The sequence below is a fragment of the Natronomonas marina genome (genome assembly GCF_024298905.1).
Taxonomy (GTDB): Archaea; Halobacteriota; Halobacteria; order Halobacteriales; family Haloarculaceae; genus Natronomonas; species Natronomonas marina.
Window position 1 is genome coordinate 2,209,480 of the sequence record NZ_CP101154.1, and the last position, 18,331, is coordinate 2,227,810.

The 18,331-nt window shown below is 52.9% G+C and carries 17 protein-coding genes; 5 read left to right on the forward strand and 12 right to left on the reverse strand.

Annotated elements, in window-relative coordinates:
* Positions 1–224 precede the first annotated feature (224 nt).
* Complete coding sequence (locus NLF94_RS11880) at positions 225–512, forward strand: amphi-Trp domain-containing protein (RefSeq protein WP_254837839.1); 288 nt, start codon at positions 225–227, stop codon at positions 510–512.
* Between the two features lie 171 nt (positions 513–683).
* On the opposite strand, the gene NLF94_RS11885 is transcribed toward NLF94_RS11880, so the two are convergent.
* Both NLF94_RS11885 and NLF94_RS11890 read right to left on the reverse strand, forming a co-directional pair.
* A complete protein-coding gene (locus NLF94_RS11885; RefSeq protein WP_254837840.1) occupies positions 684–1,148 on the reverse strand; it encodes a hypothetical protein in 465 nt (154 codons plus the stop codon).
* A gap of 33 nt (positions 1,149–1,181) precedes the next feature.
* A complete protein-coding gene (locus NLF94_RS11890; RefSeq protein WP_254837841.1) occupies positions 1,182–1,508 on the reverse strand; it encodes a hypothetical protein in 327 nt (108 codons plus the stop codon).
* 103 nt (positions 1,509–1,611) lie between these two features.
* Here NLF94_RS11890 and NLF94_RS11895 point away from each other — a divergent pair, with 103 nt between their 5' ends.
* On the forward strand, positions 1,612–1,929 hold the full coding sequence (locus NLF94_RS11895) for a helix-turn-helix transcriptional regulator (protein ID WP_254837842.1): 318 nt from the start codon (positions 1,612–1,614) through the stop codon (positions 1,927–1,929).
* Positions 1,930–1,980: 51 nt separating this feature from the next.
* Here NLF94_RS11895 and NLF94_RS11900 read toward each other — a convergent pair whose 3' ends face one another.
* Positions 1,981–2,736: a DUF429 domain-containing protein gene (locus NLF94_RS11900; protein WP_254837843.1), complete on the reverse strand. Its 756-nt coding sequence runs from the start codon at positions 2,734–2,736 to the stop codon at positions 1,981–1,983.
* Positions 2,737–2,867: 131 nt separating this feature from the next.
* Between NLF94_RS11900 and NLF94_RS11905 the strand changes: the two genes are divergently transcribed.
* Positions 2,868–3,728, forward strand: coding sequence for a hypothetical protein (locus NLF94_RS11905; protein ID WP_254837844.1), 861 nt, complete (start codon positions 2,868–2,870; stop codon positions 3,726–3,728).
* 15 nt (positions 3,729–3,743) lie between these two features.
* Here the strand turns inward: NLF94_RS11905 and NLF94_RS11910 are convergent, their stop codons facing one another.
* From NLF94_RS11910 to NLF94_RS11930, 5 genes are all read right to left on the reverse strand, one after another.
* The gene (locus tag NLF94_RS11910) at positions 3,744–4,907 is read right to left on the reverse strand and encodes a hypothetical protein (protein WP_254837845.1); all 1,164 of its coding nucleotides are present in this window, start codon (positions 4,905–4,907) and stop codon (positions 3,744–3,746) included.
* A gap of 48 nt (positions 4,908–4,955) precedes the next feature.
* Positions 4,956–5,915 carry a hypothetical protein gene (locus NLF94_RS11915; protein ID WP_254837846.1) on the reverse strand — a complete coding sequence of 320 codons (960 nt, stop codon included), beginning with the start codon at positions 5,913–5,915 and terminating at the stop codon, positions 4,956–4,958.
* Positions 5,916–6,425: 510 nt separating this feature from the next.
* Positions 6,426–8,315, reverse strand: coding sequence for a DUF2075 domain-containing protein (locus tag NLF94_RS11920; protein ID WP_254837847.1), 1,890 nt, complete (start codon positions 8,313–8,315; stop codon positions 6,426–6,428).
* Positions 8,316–8,320: 5 nt separating this feature from the next.
* Entirely contained in the window at positions 8,321–8,668 is a 348-nt protein-coding gene (locus NLF94_RS11925) for a nucleotide pyrophosphohydrolase (protein WP_254837848.1), read from the reverse strand.
* Positions 8,669–8,745: 77 nt separating this feature from the next.
* Entirely contained in the window at positions 8,746–9,096 is a 351-nt protein-coding gene (locus NLF94_RS11930; protein ID WP_254837849.1) for a hypothetical protein, read from the reverse strand.
* Between the two features lie 301 nt (positions 9,097–9,397).
* Here NLF94_RS11930 and NLF94_RS11935 point away from each other — a divergent pair, with 301 nt between their 5' ends.
* Positions 9,398–10,165, forward strand: a complete 768-nt coding sequence (locus NLF94_RS11935) for a CBS domain-containing protein (protein WP_254837850.1) — start codon at positions 9,398–9,400, stop codon at positions 10,163–10,165.
* A gap of 1 nt (position 10,166) precedes the next feature.
* Here the strand turns inward: NLF94_RS11935 and NLF94_RS11940 are convergent, their stop codons facing one another.
* The 4 genes from NLF94_RS11940 to NLF94_RS11955 form a co-directional block, all read right to left on the reverse strand.
* Positions 10,167–12,707, reverse strand: a complete 2,541-nt coding sequence (locus NLF94_RS11940; protein ID WP_254837851.1) for a hypothetical protein — start codon at positions 12,705–12,707, stop codon at positions 10,167–10,169.
* Between the two features lie 293 nt (positions 12,708–13,000).
* Entirely contained in the window at positions 13,001–15,532 is a 2,532-nt protein-coding gene (locus tag NLF94_RS11945; protein ID WP_254837852.1) for a hypothetical protein, read from the reverse strand.
* A gap of 256 nt (positions 15,533–15,788) precedes the next feature.
* Complete coding sequence (locus tag NLF94_RS11950) at positions 15,789–16,952, reverse strand: hypothetical protein (RefSeq protein WP_254837853.1); 1,164 nt, start codon at positions 16,950–16,952, stop codon at positions 15,789–15,791.
* Between the two features lie 128 nt (positions 16,953–17,080).
* Positions 17,081–17,866, reverse strand: coding sequence for an HFX_2341 family transcriptional regulator domain-containing protein (locus NLF94_RS11955; protein ID WP_254837854.1), 786 nt, complete (start codon positions 17,864–17,866; stop codon positions 17,081–17,083).
* 108 nt (positions 17,867–17,974) lie between these two features.
* Between NLF94_RS11955 and NLF94_RS11960 the strand changes: the two genes are divergently transcribed.
* Positions 17,975–18,286, forward strand: coding sequence for a GIY-YIG nuclease family protein (locus NLF94_RS11960; protein WP_254837855.1), 312 nt, complete (start codon positions 17,975–17,977; stop codon positions 18,284–18,286).
* Positions 18,287–18,331: the final 45 nt, after the last annotated feature.

Sequence of the window (18,331 nt, forward strand, 5' to 3'; positions counted from 1 at the left end):
GCGAGGAGGTAAAAGCCAACGCCGATGAACGTGCTGAAGCACCCGACTCTGCGGTATTAGCTCCTCCGGAAGAGTTACTCCGCGATGACTGAACACAGAACGCTTCCTTAGAGAGTTATAGGTCTATCTGGCTCTGTTGAAATCCTCACTAGCTACCAGGTTCTGGGAGAATCGGTCAGTACAGCGGGCGCATTTATCGGTGCAGGCTGTGTACGTTCTCCTGTATGCCTGAAGAAGTCCTGTTCAAATCAGAGAGCAACCAGAGTCGAGAAGAGATCGCATCGTACCCCCGGAAAGTCGCGGACAACCTCGAAAGCGGAGACCCCATCAACCTGAAAGCAGGCTCCGAGTCTGTAACACTGAACCCCCCTGCCCGGCCGACCTACGAGGTCAAAGCTGAACGCGAAGGTCCGGCTGGCAACATGACTGAACGCAGTATCGAGTTCGAGCTCGAATGGGACGAGAACGACGGTGGGGAAGGCACCAAAAGTGGTCAGTTAGAAATCGAGTAGTCACTCCGCACGCCTACCTAACGGGTGTTCCAGCGACGAGAGGGTCGAACGAATAGGATTTCAACAGGGCCATCCATCCTCGCATCGGATGCGATTTGTTCGTGTTGACAATCGTTCACTCGGACTCTCTAGCGCAGTCCGTTCTCGGCCTGCTCTGCGTCGCGTTGGTGGTTACTGCTCCTCCCGTAGTGCCGACTGGATCTCATCTCTTGTCTTTCCCAGTTTCCACCGGAGACGATCAAGCCCGTCTTCAACCGTGATCGGGTCAGCCTGTCCAACATCGTCAGATCGGTACACTGGCGTTATGTTGACCGTCTCCGTTACAACAGGGTCGTCCGTACGGATGTGGATGTCATACAGGATGCCAACCTGATCCCCATCCTTGATATCGATCACCGCTTCGGTGGCCGTGACGTCTTGCATCGGATCAAACATTGGTTTCCTTCGACCGTCAGTGTGGACGATGATCTCCATCGGGTGCATCTCCTCGTTCGGCAGTGGGTGGCTCAGCGTAATCGCAGCGATGCCATGGACTGACTTCTCGATCTCGTCGATAACCGCCTCAATCGGCTCTGATAATGTCCGTCCTTGTGCTGTCTGGTCGTCTTCGTTGCTACCGAGGTTGTTCTGTTGCATTTTTGGTATAAGAGGTTGGTAGGTTGGCCGGTGTTACTCTGCGGTGTTGACGTTCTCGATGAGATCAGCAAACTCCTCAAGGACTGTCTCTGAGTTGGCAGAGCGTTTCTCGCACCAGTCGAGGGCTTCTTCTTTCGTGAGCAACTCCAACGTTTCACCGTACGTTGTCCCATTTGGGGTCTGGTCGGCGTACTCCGTAGCCGCACCACCCTGACAATGCAGGAAGTACTCACCATTCGGATCCTTGTAGAGCGTTTCTGCGAGGGCGTAGAAGTCACCCTTGTCTACTATGGCTCCATGCTTGGCAATTCGTTCCGCACTGTTCGTGTCGTAGACCTTTCGGTCGATTATTTCTTGCATCGCATTTGGTAATAGCAGAGGGTTTTAAAAAAGAGTTAACCCAAGCCCTATGGGTGCTAACCAGCACAACAAGATATACATTCCTGCACCAAATACCACACGTATGAGTCCGAATCCCAAGGATTCTGGTCGTCATGGTGCTGAGGCAGTCGAAGCGCTTCGACAGACGAACGAGGAGAACTGGGCAGATCTCGCTGACAAAACAGCGCTTACACAACGCCAAATCGCAATGTGGGAGCTCGCCGTTCGCTATGACTTGAAACAGATGTACATCGCCAGAGAATACGGAATCAAAGAAAGCACCGTATCAAGACACGTTGAGCGAGTCCGCGAGAAGGCAGCCCAAGCTGACAAAAAAATCGAAGAGCTGAAAGACGAATTACAGCGATGGGAAGAGACAAAGACATATCTCGAAATCTAGTTCCCGGTAGTATCTCTCCAACCGTAGAGTATCGAGCGTTTGTTCCACTCTCTACGAGACGCCTCCACCTGGAAACACAATTTCCATCGGAATGTCCAGCACTGGATCTTCAGGAGGTCTGTCCCCGGTCTCAGGAAGCGCGGGATAGTCCGCCCGGCTGGCTCTCTCAGTCAGACCGATTTTCGCAGCAGTGCCAGCCAAGGCGGCCGCGTCAACGACATCGTCAATCCGACCCTTCGAGATGTGATGGTGCCACGCCGCATCATCCCGGCGCTCATCAACAAACTCCCTGACCTCTGCGTGGAGATCCTCGTCGAGAGCTTTGAGCAGAGCCACTCGATCATCCACACCGGCCTCACTGTTCTTCGACTGGAGTGGCTCGCCGGCCAGCGCCGCGAAGCAAACCTCGGGGTGACTTTCGTAGATGCGGTTGATTGCGCCGTTAACCTCCTGGAGGAAGACATCAACCTCACGGATGCGGGGGAACAGCCACCAGCTCTGGCTACCGAGCGAATCGTCGTTGGCCTCCCTGGCGTCACAGTAGTCATCTATTTCGACGATATCGCGGCCCGGGACTGAGAAGATGGTGCTCGATCGGTCCTTGAGCATCGACTTCGCAGCACGGTCACAGGCACGGGTGCCTGATTCCGGAAGGCCAATCGGGATGTCCACCAGTATCGCCTCGGCTGACGTTTTGTAGTCGTGCCAGACGTTCAGGATTGAGGGATGGGTCGTGATGCTGATATCGTCACCGAGTGTAACAGTGACCCACAACCCGCTTGCCCAGTCAACTCCAACGTAGGTCATATCTGTATTCGTCGGTGACAGCACTTCATGGTACGCGTCCAACGCTATTTGAGGGATAATCAAGCGATTCCAGATGCTAAATTGTAACCGATCAACAACTATTATGCGAACAGATGTCTTGTTGACGGATAATGGAATTGCTAGAGACGTCTCAGATCACCTACCGGGACGTCCTCAAAATTCTCGTCCTCCTGGTAATCCCCGCCGTACTAACAGCCATCTATTACGGCACCTCCCTCTCGTTACAACAAACCCTCGTTCTCGACCACACTAACCCGCGCCTCCACAACTTCTGGACGAACGCACTTGTCCACGACCATCGACCAGGTGACGGCCATCTAATCGGCAACCTCGTGGGCTACTTACTCTTGGTGTTCCCTTGCTGGATCCTTCAGATCTACTGTGAGCAGGAACGCCGCTTCTGGCTCGGATTGGGCATCATCCTGGCGATCAGTCCATTCATTATCAGCGCCAGTAGCTACCTTGCGTTTTATGAAATTCTAGGCTTTGAGATCCAGAACGACCGGGGATTCTCCGGAGTTGTCGGTGCTCTGGCCGGGTTCCTGCTCATGTCTATCCTTTACACGTTCGCCCAGAAACAGGAGGAACCGGTTGCCGTGCTATCAATGGGACTCTACTTCGGGTATCTGATGCTGGGGTTCGGTATACTGACCCAGCGGAGTGTGGCCATCAGTGTGGGCGTACTCATCCTCTGTGGTACGTTTGCCGGTACGCGAACCTCACACGTGGCATCGGCCGCCGAACTATCTGAATGGGGAAATAAAAACGGCCGTCTGAGCTTGGTACTCTTAGTTTCGATCCTCGTGAGTGTCCTCGGATTTACTGCCTCGCTCCCGTCAGATATCACGTCCGGCGGCGGATTGACAAATATTGTGGCGCACGGTGTCGGGATCCTGTTCGGTATGGCGGTTGCGGGAAGTCTCCGATACCACCACAAACGATCTTCTGCGGAAGGATCGACCGTTGCCTGAGACCACGCAGCACCATTACTCCTCGATTAGCGAGTCGATTGCCTGTTCGATAAGTGCGTCCGTCAATTCCTGGTCGTGTCGGATGCACACCAGAGCGATATCGTGCTCGTCGCACAGTTCCTTCTTTTTCTGGTCGCGCTCCTGCCGCTGTTTGAGGCCTTCCTCGCCACCCCAGTGATCCACTGCCTCGTAGTGCTGGATTCCCTGATATTCAATCCCGACTTCGGCTTCTTCCAGAAAGATATCCAACTCCAGTCCGTCGAGAAAGTCCGGCCGGTAGTGACGCTTGACGGTGTGGTCAGGATAGTTCGATTCCACGAGCTGGTAGAGGATGGTTTCGCTAGTCCACCGATTACCCTTCTTATAGTGGCCGAACGCCTGCCGAACCTCGTTCTCGACAGTGTCCATGATCTCCTTGCGCTCCGCCTGTAACTGATCCTGCAGCTCCGCGAATTCCTCGGCTTCGTCACTGGGTAGTGGATCCATCTCTTCGTATGGCTCCCGGACCTCGCGGATCCGGCGGTACCGCTCCTCCCGGTCGATATCATCCGGTAGCTCGTCGCGGACCTCGTCAATCGCTTCCTCTTTCTGATCCCGGATTTCCCGTTCGCGCTCCCATTTTTTGTCCTGAAGGCGTTCGTATCGGTCAAGGCGGTCGCGGAAGCCATCGTCCACGATGTCGGTGAGATCTTCGGGGAGGACGTCATAGAGATAGTCATTCCCACCGCAGATACCGTATTCGTACTGTTGCTGGTTAACATACCAGCCGTGTTTTTGCATAAAGACAGTGCCGTACATCTCGTGACAGTATCGGTATTCGGGAACGACGCCGTTACAGCGGTGGCAGAGCTGATCGGCAAAATTCAGTTCATTGGCGATGGCGTCCGGTGAATCAACATCCGTATCCGTGACTTGGTCAAGTGTATCCTCAGGAAATTTCCGACTGAGAATGTTCTCAACTGATGGTGTACGGCCAGAGACAGCAGGGTTCTCCATTTCACACCGGATGTAGCTCCGGATCGCGTCCTTCGCACACCTGCAGAAATGTAGATCGCCATCCGACTCCGGTTTGAAACCGATGAACACACCGTAATGAGCCGGGTACTGAACGACCGGGTAGGGGAGTTTGTCCTGGCGATTTTCACGGCCAGGATCCACGACGATGGGGTTCTCTACCATTGCTGATCGTTGTGGACTAACAGAACAGATACAAATCAAACCCAACTTTTATTCTAAACTGATGACAGGTACATTAACCGCGTCAGACTTAGGTAGTGCTATCAGATATCCCGGATTTGATTTTGTGAGAATGTCTCCGAGTGAACTTGCATACTTTCCAGAGTAGGGAAACCAGCTCTGAATTTGCGCTCTAACCAGTTTCGGCATGTCAGTTAGGAACAACTCGTGAGGATCGTAAAACGAACACACAGCGTCGGTAAGGTCCTCTGGAACGGCACTCAATGCATTCGTTGCACCGACAAAATACCACGTTTCACACGTGGCTGCGACAACGAAGCCTTCTATTTCGAAGAGGATCGAATCTTTTGACGAATTAACAATGTCTGTCAAGACATGGTCGATATCTTCGAACCCCTCAAAGAATTGGTTTAGAAAGAACGTCCAGAGTAGCGGCCCACCAGACCCACCCGCATTCCCTTGCTGTTCCTCGGCTCCTAGCACGTCACAGACATTGAATAATATCTCTACCTCAAATGGGGTTGATGAAAGAAGGCGGCTCAGTTCTGGCTTCAAAATAGTCACTAATTCTCGTATCAACTCACTATTCGAATTGTCACGTTGGAATTCCTGATCAATCTGCGTCGCAATTTCGATAACAGCGTTAGAATCGGTAAGATCCTCAAGATCATGTGTTGACAATAGCTCAGACACGAACTTCGATTGTTCCAAAATATCGAATCCTTCGAAGAGATCTAAGTCATCGACATTCAGATCACCCGGAATACTCGGTTTGTAGTCTTCATTACGCGTGTCAAGTAATCCAATATCGAATAGACTCCAAAAAGTATCCTCATCGATATAATCACCGTCATTAATATTCAGTTCTGCGAGAATTCTGACGGCCATCGAGTCAACCTGGAAAGTACTGACCGGAGGCGCAGATGGAACATTGTCTGTGTTCTTATGTATAATAAAATCACCATTCTTCTTTTGTTTAAGATTTGGCACGGTAGTCACCACTGTGACAAACGATATTTAAATTGGCGATACGGGAAATCGACCCGTGTAACAAATCCGCTTAACATTGCGCGAACAGCTGAGTGGTACTTGTTTCTGGTTCGTTGTAATGCGACGTCCGAAGTGAACCGACACGACAAATACATAGATTCGTTCCAGAACGCAAAGCCTCAGTTCCACGCTTTTCGACACTTACTAATTCAACCCTGATGCCGTCACTCAATACTGCTCACGGAAGTTCGTACCTGGTGACACTAACGACCCTGCTCTCACACTTAACAGCCATGCAAGCCGGTCAGACCCGTTCAAACTATTGTACAAGCGACGTTGCTGACCTCATCGAACTCTACACAACACTCAGTGGCCCCGCTCTCGACGACACGTACCGCCATACAACCGCACACATCACAAACTCAAGCTAAAACCCGCAAAGACACACCAGTCCGGAAACCCCACGATCCGAAGTACGAACGATAGTCCACTGAGGACGGTCTTATCCGCTTATTGAGATCCTGCACTGACGTTTGCAACGCATGTTCTGAGATACTCCTGCAGTTGATCGTCACAACAATACACGTAACAGCCCTTCATACCGCGGCTCATCAACGTGCGGTACGTGTTCTTAATCAACTCCTCAGCTGTCTCAGCCGCCTTGGTCGGCTGCTCGTCGAACATTTTCTTGATCCCGAACAGCGACCGGTCCGTCGTTGCTCGCGCTTCATGATCAACGACGATCTCGCCGTCACGGTACTTCAGGTCCTCGCCGATAATCACGCCGACATAATCGAATTCGAGACCTTGACACGTGTGAATACACCCGACTTCGTCGATCGATCCTTCCGCGATCGCCCACGGGTCACTGGAATCCAGATTCCAACTCCGCTCGTATTCACCAATCTTGATATCATATGTGTCAGGATCAGACCGACCGTCCTTCTCCCACTCCCAACAATACCCCGCGACCACCCGTGACAACCGTGTGTGCTCGTTCTTCCGCGCGATCGCCTCGTGCAGCGTGCCGGGGTCATCAAACATGCGGAGATCGTAGTCTAACTCGAACCCGTCCGCGTTCGCCGTGTCCCGAATCTCTAAGACGTCGTCAAGCCACGCGATGTAGCCCTTCGAGCCGTTGCAGCGAAACTGCGATTCCAACGTCAATTCCTCGATGTCAGCGCCTAACTCTCGGGCATGCTTTCGAATCTCGTCTTTCGACCCGATATCATCAATATGGACGCGCTGACTCTCATCAATGAAGAACACGCTGAACCGCGCCGCGTTGATGATCTCCATGATCTGATTCTCACCTCGCCCGAAGAACGTCGATTCTTCATTCAACCGATGGGCCTCGTCAGCGACCAACGCGGGTAACGTGTTCGCCTCCGTCTCCACGTAACTCCCAGCGCCCGTGAACAAGTGGTCAATCTCTTTCACCAGCTTGTCGCCCCGTAGCTTTTCCTTGTACACCTCCCGCGGCGCACGGTTCTTCGAGACGTACTGCGCAACCAGGTCGTTCTGAATCAGTTCCGCTAAAATGTTGACCGCCACCACCGTCTTCCCCGTGCCAGGCCCGCCGTCAACGATCAACACGCGTTTCTGCCCGTCACGGTCAGACTGCTTCGCCAACTCGACGGCCTTCTCAAACACGACTTTCTGCGAGTCAATCAACGTGAACTCGTCTTGCTCCTCCAACATCGCCAACAACGAATCCTGCAGGGACTTCGCTGGCTTGAGTTCTCCATCGTTCAACTCGTACAGCGTCTCCCGGTCATCACCAACATCGATTTGCGTCTCAAGGAACGACCGCAGTTTCTTCGCATCACCGCGCACGTACAACGGAGCTTGCTCCGTATACCGCCGGTACGCGTCATTATCGATCTTCTCACGGTGCTGTGGGTCAAAATTGTGAAGATACGCCGCCGGGTACAAGTGAATCGGCTCCTCCTGAATCGACGTGTTGAAATCCTTCAACAACTCGGCGTACGACACCGCCTGGTAACTCGGATGCGTCGTCTCACGAAGCCCACCGCCAAGCACCGTCTTGACGATCCCGTCCTTCCCCTCGACAGCCTCTGTATCGTCCCCACCCCACTGCTTCAACTCAACAATCGCCACGTTCGAATTCCCATCCTCGTCATACCCTGAAATCAGGAAATCAATCCGACGCGACGTCAACGGGATCTTGAACTCGATGGCGACGCCCGCATCGTCAGGCACATCGCTCCCCCGCAACACCTTGTACATGTACTGGAAGGAATTCTCCCACGACCGCACCTCACTCTCACTCCCCATCCCAAGCCCCTTCGACTCGTACCCACGCTTAATCTCCGGCACCAACCGATCCTCCAGGGTATCGTCTAAGAAGCCCGACTTCGTATTCTCATAGACCAGCATGCTCGTTACTCATCGTACTTCCTGTTACTTCCTTTATATTCATCCTCCGGATAACGCTGCCTGTTCTTCTCCAACTTCCGCTCCAGCGCGGCTTCTAAATCGACATCGTACAGATCAGCGAACCGAAGCAAGAAAAACAAGACATCCGCCAACTCATCCTCAACATCCTCACGCTTCTCAGAGTCTGTCAAGAGATCCGATTGCTCACTCCGCTCCTTGAACCGGAACAACTCCAACAACTCACTCGACTCCGTGACGAGTCCGATCGCCAACTCCTTCGGCGTATGATACTGCTCCCACTCTCTCGTTTCGCAAAACTCCCTGACCTCCGCATTCACCTCATCAAGTTGCATACGCTACGTTCAACAGAAGCCGATAAAGAAACTAGTGGAGGAGTGCACTCGCCTCTCACAGATGACTCCGAAGTTACCTACTGATCTCTAACCACATCCATCTGGCATTTTACGCAAAGGTCATCGGCAACACAGGCAACATTATCGTACGGGCACTCATGCGCCTCAACATCAACCGAGAGGCTTCGCTTCGCACGCTCCCACTCTGCGACCCACTCTTCAAGCTTCATTTCAGCAGACGTGAACACGATTCTCCCATCACGATCCGCAATCTTCGTCGCCGTCGCTCCGTCACGGTGTTGTTTCACAGTCCGAATCGCCTCCTGATACGACGCACACTGAATCTTCACATCATCTCTTTTATCGTTCAAAACGTGCACTGTGATGCTACCATCATACGATTCCGTCGGCTCCAGCCCACGAGTCATACTACTACCCGTGAAACGGCCAAAATAAAACAGTCGTGGTGGAGCGAACGAAATTGAGCGGTATGTTCGTTCGAATAATGGCCTTCCAAGGAAGACAGACCCGGAGCATTCGATGCTGTGCCTCTGACCGTACGCTTGGCATGACTGCGTCTTCGGTTCGGCTCCAACCCGTCACTTCCGTAGTGGAGCATGATGCCTAGATGGTCGTAACATTCCCTGCCCCCTGATTGGACACACTTGACCTCGCCAGTGCTTCGACGCGACCCCGAATATAATGAACACGTGCTATGTTGAGTGTCCTATGGAGTTCTTCACTGCTGATGATGTCCTCAGCCACAGTACAGCAGCGACCCCAGATGATCCTGTAACCGTCAATCTTGATGACTCAATCCAAACGGCATTGAAACTTATGCTGGAGAACGATTTCGACCAGCTCCCTGTGGTGAGCGACGACGGCGTTGAGGGTACGGTGACGTATAAATCGGCCGCCAAATACGTGAAATCAATTGACAAGCCCCGTGTCGAGAAAACCTCGGTCAAGATTGCGTTGAATACGAACCCCGAGTTCGTCGATCTTGACCACGACCTCTTCGAGTTATTCGACACGCTTGCAAAAGATGACTACGTCCTGATCGGCGACCAGCAGGAACTGGACGGGATCTTGACCCGGTACGATGTTTTCTATTTCCTCAAACACCAAGTCGAACCATTCCTCCAGATCGGCGGAATCGAAGAAAGCCTCCGCCACCTGTTCCGCGCATCCTGCGATGACCTAGACCAACGTATTGAGGACACGTTCGCCGACCGCGCCACTCACGACGAAAGTTACGAACCACCCGAACGGCTTGAAGACTTTTCCTTCGCCGAGTACCGAATGTTCATCATGCGGAACCTCGACCAGCTCCCGCCACGCCTCTCACAGGAACGCGACATGGTCGAAAGCCTACTTGAAGACATCCGCGAGACGCGTAATGCACTCTTCCACTTCCGAACCGATGCCGACGAAGTTGACCGCGACCAACTAGACATGGCCCACGGCTACTTCACCAGCGTCGCCAGCACAGTTTAATTCAGTATTCTTGCTCTCTTATTCGATATACGACACCGGTAGGCTCGGAAGTTTCGATGTGCGCGTTATAGGATGCCTCGATATGGACATAGTCACGGATATCTTCCTCACCTGAAAGTTCCTCAGGGTCCCAATCATCGACATCTTCTCCAGCAGTCACCTCCACCGCGATCGGGTAACCTTTGACCTCTTCAACATAGTCGAATTCCTCGTCAAACAAGGCGAGAGCAGCAAATTCGGTCGTGACGTCCCGAAGCACCGGAACATCTTGGAACGCGAGGTAGCTTCGCAGATCGTCGTTCGAGATACGGTCGCTCCGCTCGTCATCCCGCAATGTCCGAGCCACTTCCATCTCTTCGGCCACAATAAGCGCAACATCTTCTTCTGATACCACCTCCGCGAGTGCATCCGCCACATCGGCAGCCGCGTCGACCTCTCGTTCTTCGAAATCGAGATAGTCTAACACCAGTCCGCGGTACTTATCCATGATTCCGGAAAAATTGCTGTTGAAAAACGTGGGGATACCATCGTCCACGAACGCTTTTCGCACTGACGAAGAGTATAACGTGAATTCAGCATTTGCGTCTTGCTCAAGCGACTCTACCTGCGTGATATCCCCAACCTCCTCGATAGCCGTCCGCAGGACGCAGGAGTCCAACTGCGAATTCAGACTCTCCCCGTAACTGTCCGCGTAATCCTCACCGATTGGCAGGGCCCGAATCCAGTTCTGCTCCTGTTCGTCAAGAACAGCCTTGACTGCCTCAAAGTACTCTATCAGCGCATCACATCGTTCATCCGTGGAGGGTCCTCCGCTTAGAACGTCATCAAGCGAATAATCATCCCGATAGGATTCCAGACGATCGATGATCTTGTCGACACGGTTCTGAATGTGGTCGTGTTCTGTGAGCGGACTGTCCTCCGGATCCCGTGCCTCAAGGTTGTCTATCGCCTCCTCACTGTCCATGATCCAGACAAGTGCGGTACAGTAGAACCGAAGAAGCCACGTATGAATCGCCATGCCTGCCGACGCGACCCCGTAGCTCTTCTCAAGCTCGCGGTCAATATTCCACCGCTCCCAGTAGTTTAGCGGTTCGGTCGCCTCACCCATCTCGAAATACATCTCCGAGAGTGCGTTGGCAGATCCAAAATCCTGCTCTACGTATTCGGTGAGCACCTGTTCGATGAAGTACTCCGAGACGTCCTCCTCCTCAAACAGATTGAGTGCCCACCCGTACGTGGCAAACTTCAGGTGGCTGATTGCATCGCGGTACTCATCCGCCTGCTCCTGCTTTCGCGCCTCAAGCGAGTCCTCGGGGAGATTCCTGGCCTCCCGGATCGTCTGAGGCGGTGCATACGTGTGCTCTTGGAACTGGTACACGTCGTCAAGCATATGCCGGAGATAATCCATTGCTCCGACAGCTTCGTATTCAACCGCGGTCCGCCACAGGCTGGTGTGCGTCTCCAGCAGGCCATTGACCTGTGCCGTCGCTACCTCAAGCGACGCATCATCGTCTGCATTCTGGAACTGTCTGAATATCGCGTTCTGAGCGTTCTCAAACCTATCTAGAAGAAACTCTGTCGAGGTGCTCTGCGGCTTCATATCATACCCGCGAGCGAACAGCCTTGCGAAGCACTGGACTGTCTGCTCAACAAGGCCGGGATCACCGTAATTACGTGTTTTCCAGAAAACACCAGAGAGTGAGGCGATCACCTTCTTTTCCAGCTCCGGGTTTTGTTGTGTGACACTTTGCCGGTAGATCGCGTCATACCTTCCGTACACGTACTCCCAGAAGCCTTCGTCTTCTTTCAGTTCGGAATCAGAGGCAAGCAACCTATCCAGCAACTCTTCCACTCGCCGAAGTTTTTCCCGGAGACGCTCGGGTCGATCACGTTCGATTTCTGTCCGGCTCGCATCGAAGAAGTGACCGAGATACACGTCATACTCGTTTGCTGTCGCCCGAGACTTTCCGGACAAGGCAGCATCGGCAAAATCGAATACCTTCTCGTCCAGTGTATTGTGTAGGAGGAGATCAAAGACTATCCAGAATCGGTGGACCGTTACCCCGACACTGACAACAAGCAGAGCCCCGGTTGCCGTACCGATGTCGGCGGTAACGAAGTCGTCCGTGGCTAGCAGAACACCCGCGCCGATGCAGAGATTCGCGGTCAGCAGGAACGTGATCGTCTCAATCGACCGCAGCCGATACGCAATCTCTCCGACGATCGTCTCCATCGTTGGAAGATTCTTCACGGAGTTCCACGCGAAGGATAACCCGACCAGACTCAGTGTGATAACAGTCGCGTGCACTCCCCAGAGCACCGTGAGATCGCCCGTCGTGAACATGAGTGGCGGGACGACAGGTGAATCAGTGACGATGGGTTCCACGGCTGGACCCGCCACATAGCCCACGACCGCGATCAGCACTGCACCCCCGAATCCGATTCCGATACCTGCTTTCCGGCTGTACCGCCCAGTGAGCAGACGGAAGAGAAGATGTGTAACAGTTACACGAACCTGCGATACACTGCTCCGAAGATCCATCACTATAACTCGCACTGTCTTAACATATAAAAACTCTCGACTGGCCTCTGCAGCAAAATACACCCGATTCACCAATACCATCGATAGTATCGTATAGTGGTCAAGGGCGTCCACCGAACACCACTCCGCCTACGTCTCACCCGTCTTCTCGCAATACCCACGGCTTCGCATCAGGATTGTGCTCGCTGATCTTCCCGCTGTTGCTGCGCGTTGCCGCGTCCAGCACGCCGATAGCGGGTCGGAACTTCTTCAGCTAGAGTAGTTAGGGTGTTTCGGCAAGGGAGGAGATCGGCTTAGGGGAAGATGTCTTGCTCCATGAAGTCGCGCAGGGTGCTGATGTCAAGTGAACTGTCTGTCGTATGATTGTCGAAGTTTTCGAACAGCGTCTCAGCGTCCTCAGCGGTCAAGTGGACATAGAACTCGTCATCCACGTCCCGGTGATAGTAATTACCGTCGTTTAGAATTAGATAGAACTGTTCATAGAACTCCTGTATATGTCGTTTGATTGCCTCGACGTTTTTGTTGAAGCCGATGTGGAGACCGAGAAGGAAGTCAACATGCATCAACACTGGGATTCCATCCCAACTCCGCATTTTGTTGATACGTTCGGCGACACGTGAACCAAAATTGCCGGGCTCAGCGTTGGTAATCACGACAAAGTTTCTGAATTGCGTATCAGCCGACTGAACATCTGGAGAATCCTTGATGCGATGGATGTAACCACGGAGATCCTTGGCTTCTGACGCGTCGATACTCAATTCATCAGAAGTAGTGAACTTGCCATCCCACGCAAAAGACCGGAAGAAGCGCCCCTGACTCTTAGAAAATAGGAGTTCCGCAAACCCATCTGGGAGATTCCCCCGTCGTTTCGTACCCCACTGCTCGGCATTCGTGATAATCTGATTGATAAGATGGAAGAGTTCCAGTTCGAAATCCCCGCCGACGTAGTTTTGGGGTTTTGCGACGATCTCCTGTAGTTGGCCATACGCGTCAGCAGCGGTTCGTGCAGCACGCTCTTCAGTAGCCCGAGCCACCTCTTCGATGTGCTGGGTGATATAGTCATCCGGCAGCTCATCGTCAAGATACTTGTCGATTATCTCACTCAAATCCAGATGCGTGGCAAGGACCTCCTCCATCAAACGCTGATTTTTGACTGTCCCCGGATTCAGCAGCGTCACCGGATTAATACTTCTGTACAGGTGATCGATCGACTTCGGAGTGATGCTCACTTCCGGGGTATTAATCAGCACATGGACAATATCGCCTTCATGACGGACACGACGGAATCGGTATTCTGTCCGGTAGATCTTCTCTGTTTTCGTCCCTAAGTAGTCCAGCCCCTCATCCGCAAGCCGGTTCTGGAAGAAGTTCAAAACGCCGCGACTCGACAGTGTCACCTTCTCAAACTCCGCGAAAACAGCTAAATCGCCACCACATGCTGGACAGATATCGTCCTCCCGCTGCTCATAGATTTCTTCACAGCCTTGGCACTGCTTCCGTTCGACAGAATGCGTGTTGACGACGCCAAGTTCGGCGAGATCATCGATCAAGTCTTGATATAGGTTATTCTGTGTTTCGTAGGTAGGCGGATTTTTGAGGATAAAAGAGACTACCTGCTTCCGCTCACCGGTCACCCAGTGTAAGGGTATTTCTTGGTCAAGCGGGATTCCAAACCGGTCTTGGAATGTGTTCCGAATTCTGCCAGAGAGATCACCTGAGTGTGTTTTGATATCTGAATCAAGCCGAAGAATGTTTTCATCAGTTGAGATGTCGACGTGTACGCGGGCGTCAACGCCATAGGCATTAAACCAGAATCGGCGAATGTTCAGGATGCTTGGATTGATGATATCTTCAGCGAGTGCTGCTACAACATTTCGAATTTCGGTGTCGTAGGACTTTTTTGAGACCGTGAGCGGTACTGACGGAGTTGTCTCTGTCCGCCGGAATTCTACGTTCAACAGGCGGATTTCACTTTCCTCAGTGTCCTCGTCTAATTCGCTGAGAGACGATTCGAACTGCGCCGCATCGACAGCCATCTGATTTTGAACGGCATCAACATTCACCAACGAAATAGCGAATATCTCCTCAAGCTTTTCTACAAGCGTGTCACGAATTGTCTGATTGTTCGCAATGATCTTGACGACCCCCTCCTCTTCTTTAACCTCTACAAAGATGCTCCGTAGGTTTCGACGCCGTTGAGCGCCGACAACATCACGTCGCTCTCTATCGGAGGTCTGACGGTCGATTGCAAAAATGGTCGAATTCTTAAAGGAGAGTTCGTTTCGGTCTTCATATCTGAAGTGGCCGGTGTTCATGCGGCGTGATAGGGTAACCTGGATTTTCCGAAAGTCGTCATCAAAGCGATCGATATAGTCGTCTGGAAGATCGTTTTCGACACTGTATGTCCGTTCATTCTTTGCATCGGACCACTCGTTGTAGAGTAGCAATTGATAGGCGAAACTATGATTCCCTTCTAAGAACCCTTGAAGCAGATACCGATATTCCTCATCCTCCTCAACCTCGTCTCCATATCTTCCTGCCATTTCCCGTAGGAGCGTGCGTTTATCTGCAAGAAATCGGTAGAGGGCGTAGAGTGTAATTGCTTCCGCTTGATGGGAAAGAATCTCTGATTGGAGATTGTCAGTATCCTCGTCGATATCCAGAAGCTCACGAATAACATCTAGCGTGTCAGAATCAATATCATCCAGTACATCCTCAAATTTCGACTTGTAGATTTCCTCCCATCCGTCCTCGTACCGTGGCCGATCAGCGGGGACATCCCTCAATATAGTATCGGGATTCAACTGGGCTTGAACGGCCGCCATGCGGCTTGAGACGAAGGGTAGTCTTTTATTTTTTTGGCTCCTGACAGCACGGTCGCCATCACCTATCCCGGACACAACGACCTCGAATAGTCGGGACCCTGGGAAGTAGAACTGAACAACAACGAATCACAGTCACAGTCATCTCGCGGTCAACAGACAGTACGGGACTGACCAAGGCGATAGGTGCTTCCAACTGAAGCTCCCATGGGGTGCCTGAATTCAGCGACTTACGATCCGGATCAATATCATTCACGCCTCACCCGCCTTCGCGCATTATCCACGGCTTCGCCCCGGCATCGTACTCGCTAATCGCCCCGCTGTGACTGCGCGTGTCCGCAGCAAGCACGCCGATATGCTTGAGCTGCTGGACGAAATTGAACAACACATTCGTCCGGATGATGTCCTTCCAGACAGCTTCCTCCTCGTAGATTCGGGCCGTCTGGCCAGCCTCGATCAGCTCCCGGGCTCGCATTCGGCCGGCTTGCGTGCAGAACGTGTTCAGGAAGACGTTCGGGTACTCGTGGACCAACCGACGAACCAGGTCAGGGAAGTGAATCCGCGGCCCCTCTTTCCGCAACGCGTCAAGCAACAACCGGAATTCAGGGTGTCGCTCGTAGCAGTTCCGCAGCAGAATGGCGAGCGGCTGGTGCTCCGCGACGACCGTCGATCGCCCGACATCGCTCTTGACCGCATCGAGTTCTTGGAGTGTCGAAATTTCAGAGCCACGAAGCACCGTCGCCGCGAGTTCCCCCTGGTCAGTCAGCGTGAACCGATCAGTACCCTCCAACAGTCCGAGTGACAGCGCACTCCGTCGAGCCTGTGTGCCCGCACCGAAGCCGTACTCGGCTTCGATTACATCCGCTAATTCATCGCCAGCCAGCGGGCCGTGTTGATCGACCGCGACGACCGGCGCGAGGTAATTCAGTGGTTGGGCAAGCGAAAGACTCGCAATATCACCGGAAATGTCACTGCGACGCAGTCGAACCGACAGTTGCCCCTCGATATCAACGACCTGCTCGTGGGACTCCGACGTCGGCGGACTCGACCACCGCGTCACGCCATCGTCCGTCGCACCAATCACACCGACACCCTTCGACCGGAGCAAATCAGTATGTTGCCCGACCGTGTCAGCAGCCGCCGCAAGATAGGAGACGTGCGCCCCCTGCTGGTAGGTGAGTGCCTGCCCGATCCCGCGGAGGAGGCCGCTCGATCCCTTCACCTCGACAGCGAACACGCGATCAGCATGCGTGAACCCAAGTACGTCCGGATACCGCCCGCCAATCGTTATCTGGTGGGTCTCGCACCGATCCAAGACATCTGCGTACGTGTCTTGGTGCGAGCCCGGCACGTGGACAAGTGGCTGGTAATCGCGTGTTTCGAGTTCATCAATGACGTGCCCGAACACCGCCGATTCATCCATCTTGACCAAACACTTCGAAACTATTCGGTTTGAATGTATGCCACAAAGCCACCGGCCTCTAAGACCTACAACCACACATCACTCGCTGAACGGGCAGGGAAACTACCACACCGCTACCTTACTCCTGACTAATCATCGTCCAACAGGTAGTCAAATGCCCGGAGTGTATTGTGCCCTTCCTCCGTGGTCGTGATCTCTTTGGAGCGTCCGACTTCGGTAGTCTCGATACACTCCCGTTCCACCAAGGGGTTGAGAATATGCGTATCCAGTAGCCGGTACTCACCCATATGGGGGTCGTCATCGAGCTGAATGTCTTTTTGCTCCGCATTCCGTCTGAACCGATCAACTACCTGTCGGGCGTGGCGGATTAACTGCTTCTTTGTGATCGGTTGTTCGTCGGCAATATACTGGAGCATCGCAATTTCTTCTTGGGATGGCCCTTGGATAGGATAGGTCGGAAGTTCGGAAATAGCAGCCATCCCGAAACTCACCGGTGTCTCCTCCTTGTCCTCAACATCCGGTGTATAGCCTTCTGCTCGCACATAGTAGGGCGTGACGCTTGCCGACTCCCGAGTCACCATACACGCAATCATCCCGCCGATCGCGGAGATCTTGCTCCCAGTCGAGAGGTTAACATACACCTCATCATTCCTATGGGCGGTAATGATCTCTGCAACCTTGCCCAGGACTGTGTACAGATCGAAGATGTCACACTGCACAGGTCGAACCGTAATCCCAGACTCCCGCAATTCCTCCTTTAACGTCGCATGATACTCTGGTTTCTCGCTGTTCGATTCCTCGTGCTCCAACAGATATACGCAATCAGCCTTGTAGTCAACTGCTGGCTTCACAACCCTGTCATGCTCGTATCCTAACGGCGAAATGTGGATTCGGTCAGGAACATCCATCCCCATTACACTCTCTTACGAGACACTCACAAAAGCCGATTTTGTGACGATACCAACGTTAGTAACGTTTCTAACACAATAATTCTTAAACATATAATCCCCCTCATTCCAGTAATGCCAATCTCGAAAAAGTGGAGCAAGATGAACCGCTCAAAAATCGAGCGGAGCGCCCCGACCAATGGCGGCGTCTACGAGCTGACGAGTTTCGGCGAACAGCGAGCGCTGTACATCGGGAGCACCGGGGACCTGCAGCGCCGTCTGCTGGAACACCTCGACGACAAGAACCCGAACAAGTTCCGGTTCAAAGAAGCTGGATTCCTCCAAAGTCATGGGTCTATGGAACAAGACGCGTTCGACAACTACGAAGACAAACACGGCGAAACACCGCCCTGGAACACCCAAGACCCACGCACCAGCTGGCTCTAATACGGGATACATCACTGGATTCTTCAAATAAAACAAGGAGAAAAA

Excerpts from the sequence above, each read along its gene's own strand:
- NLF94_RS11880 (WP_254837839.1), top strand. The coding sequence starts at position 225 with ATGCCTGAAGAAGTCCTGTTCAAATCAGAGAGCAACCAGAGTCGAGAA.
- NLF94_RS11885 (WP_254837840.1), bottom strand. The coding sequence starts at position 1,148 with ATGCAACAGAACAACCTCGGTAGCAACGAAGACGACCAGACAGCACAA.
- NLF94_RS11890 (WP_254837841.1), bottom strand. The coding sequence starts at position 1,508 with ATGCAAGAAATAATCGACCGAAAGGTCTACGACACGAACAGTGCGGAA.
- NLF94_RS11895 (WP_254837842.1), top strand. The coding sequence starts at position 1,612 with ATGAGTCCGAATCCCAAGGATTCTGGTCGTCATGGTGCTGAGGCAGTC.
- NLF94_RS11900 (WP_254837843.1), bottom strand. The coding sequence starts at position 2,736 with ATGACCTACGTTGGAGTTGACTGGGCAAGCGGGTTGTGGGTCACTGTT.
- NLF94_RS11905 (WP_254837844.1), top strand. The coding sequence starts at position 2,868 with ATGGAATTGCTAGAGACGTCTCAGATCACCTACCGGGACGTCCTCAAA.
- NLF94_RS11910 (WP_254837845.1), bottom strand. The coding sequence starts at position 4,907 with ATGGTAGAGAACCCCATCGTCGTGGATCCTGGCCGTGAAAATCGCCAG.
- NLF94_RS11920 (WP_254837847.1), bottom strand. The coding sequence starts at position 8,315 with ATGCTGGTCTATGAGAATACGAAGTCGGGCTTCTTAGACGATACCCTG.
- NLF94_RS11925 (WP_254837848.1), bottom strand. The coding sequence starts at position 8,668 with ATGCAACTTGATGAGGTGAATGCGGAGGTCAGGGAGTTTTGCGAAACG.
- NLF94_RS11930 (WP_254837849.1), bottom strand. The coding sequence starts at position 9,096 with ATGACTCGTGGGCTGGAGCCGACGGAATCGTATGATGGTAGCATCACA.
- NLF94_RS11935 (WP_254837850.1), top strand. The coding sequence starts at position 9,398 with ATGGAGTTCTTCACTGCTGATGATGTCCTCAGCCACAGTACAGCAGCG.
- NLF94_RS11940 (WP_254837851.1), bottom strand. The coding sequence starts at position 12,707 with ATGGATCTTCGGAGCAGTGTATCGCAGGTTCGTGTAACTGTTACACAT.
- NLF94_RS11945 (WP_254837852.1), bottom strand. The coding sequence starts at position 15,532 with ATGGCGGCCGTTCAAGCCCAGTTGAATCCCGATACTATATTGAGGGAT.
- NLF94_RS11950 (WP_254837853.1), bottom strand. The coding sequence starts at position 16,952 with ATGGATGAATCGGCGGTGTTCGGGCACGTCATTGATGAACTCGAAACA.
- NLF94_RS11955 (WP_254837854.1), bottom strand. The coding sequence starts at position 17,866 with ATGGGGATGGATGTTCCTGACCGAATCCACATTTCGCCGTTAGGATAC.
- NLF94_RS11960 (WP_254837855.1), top strand. The coding sequence starts at position 17,975 with ATGCCAATCTCGAAAAAGTGGAGCAAGATGAACCGCTCAAAAATCGAG.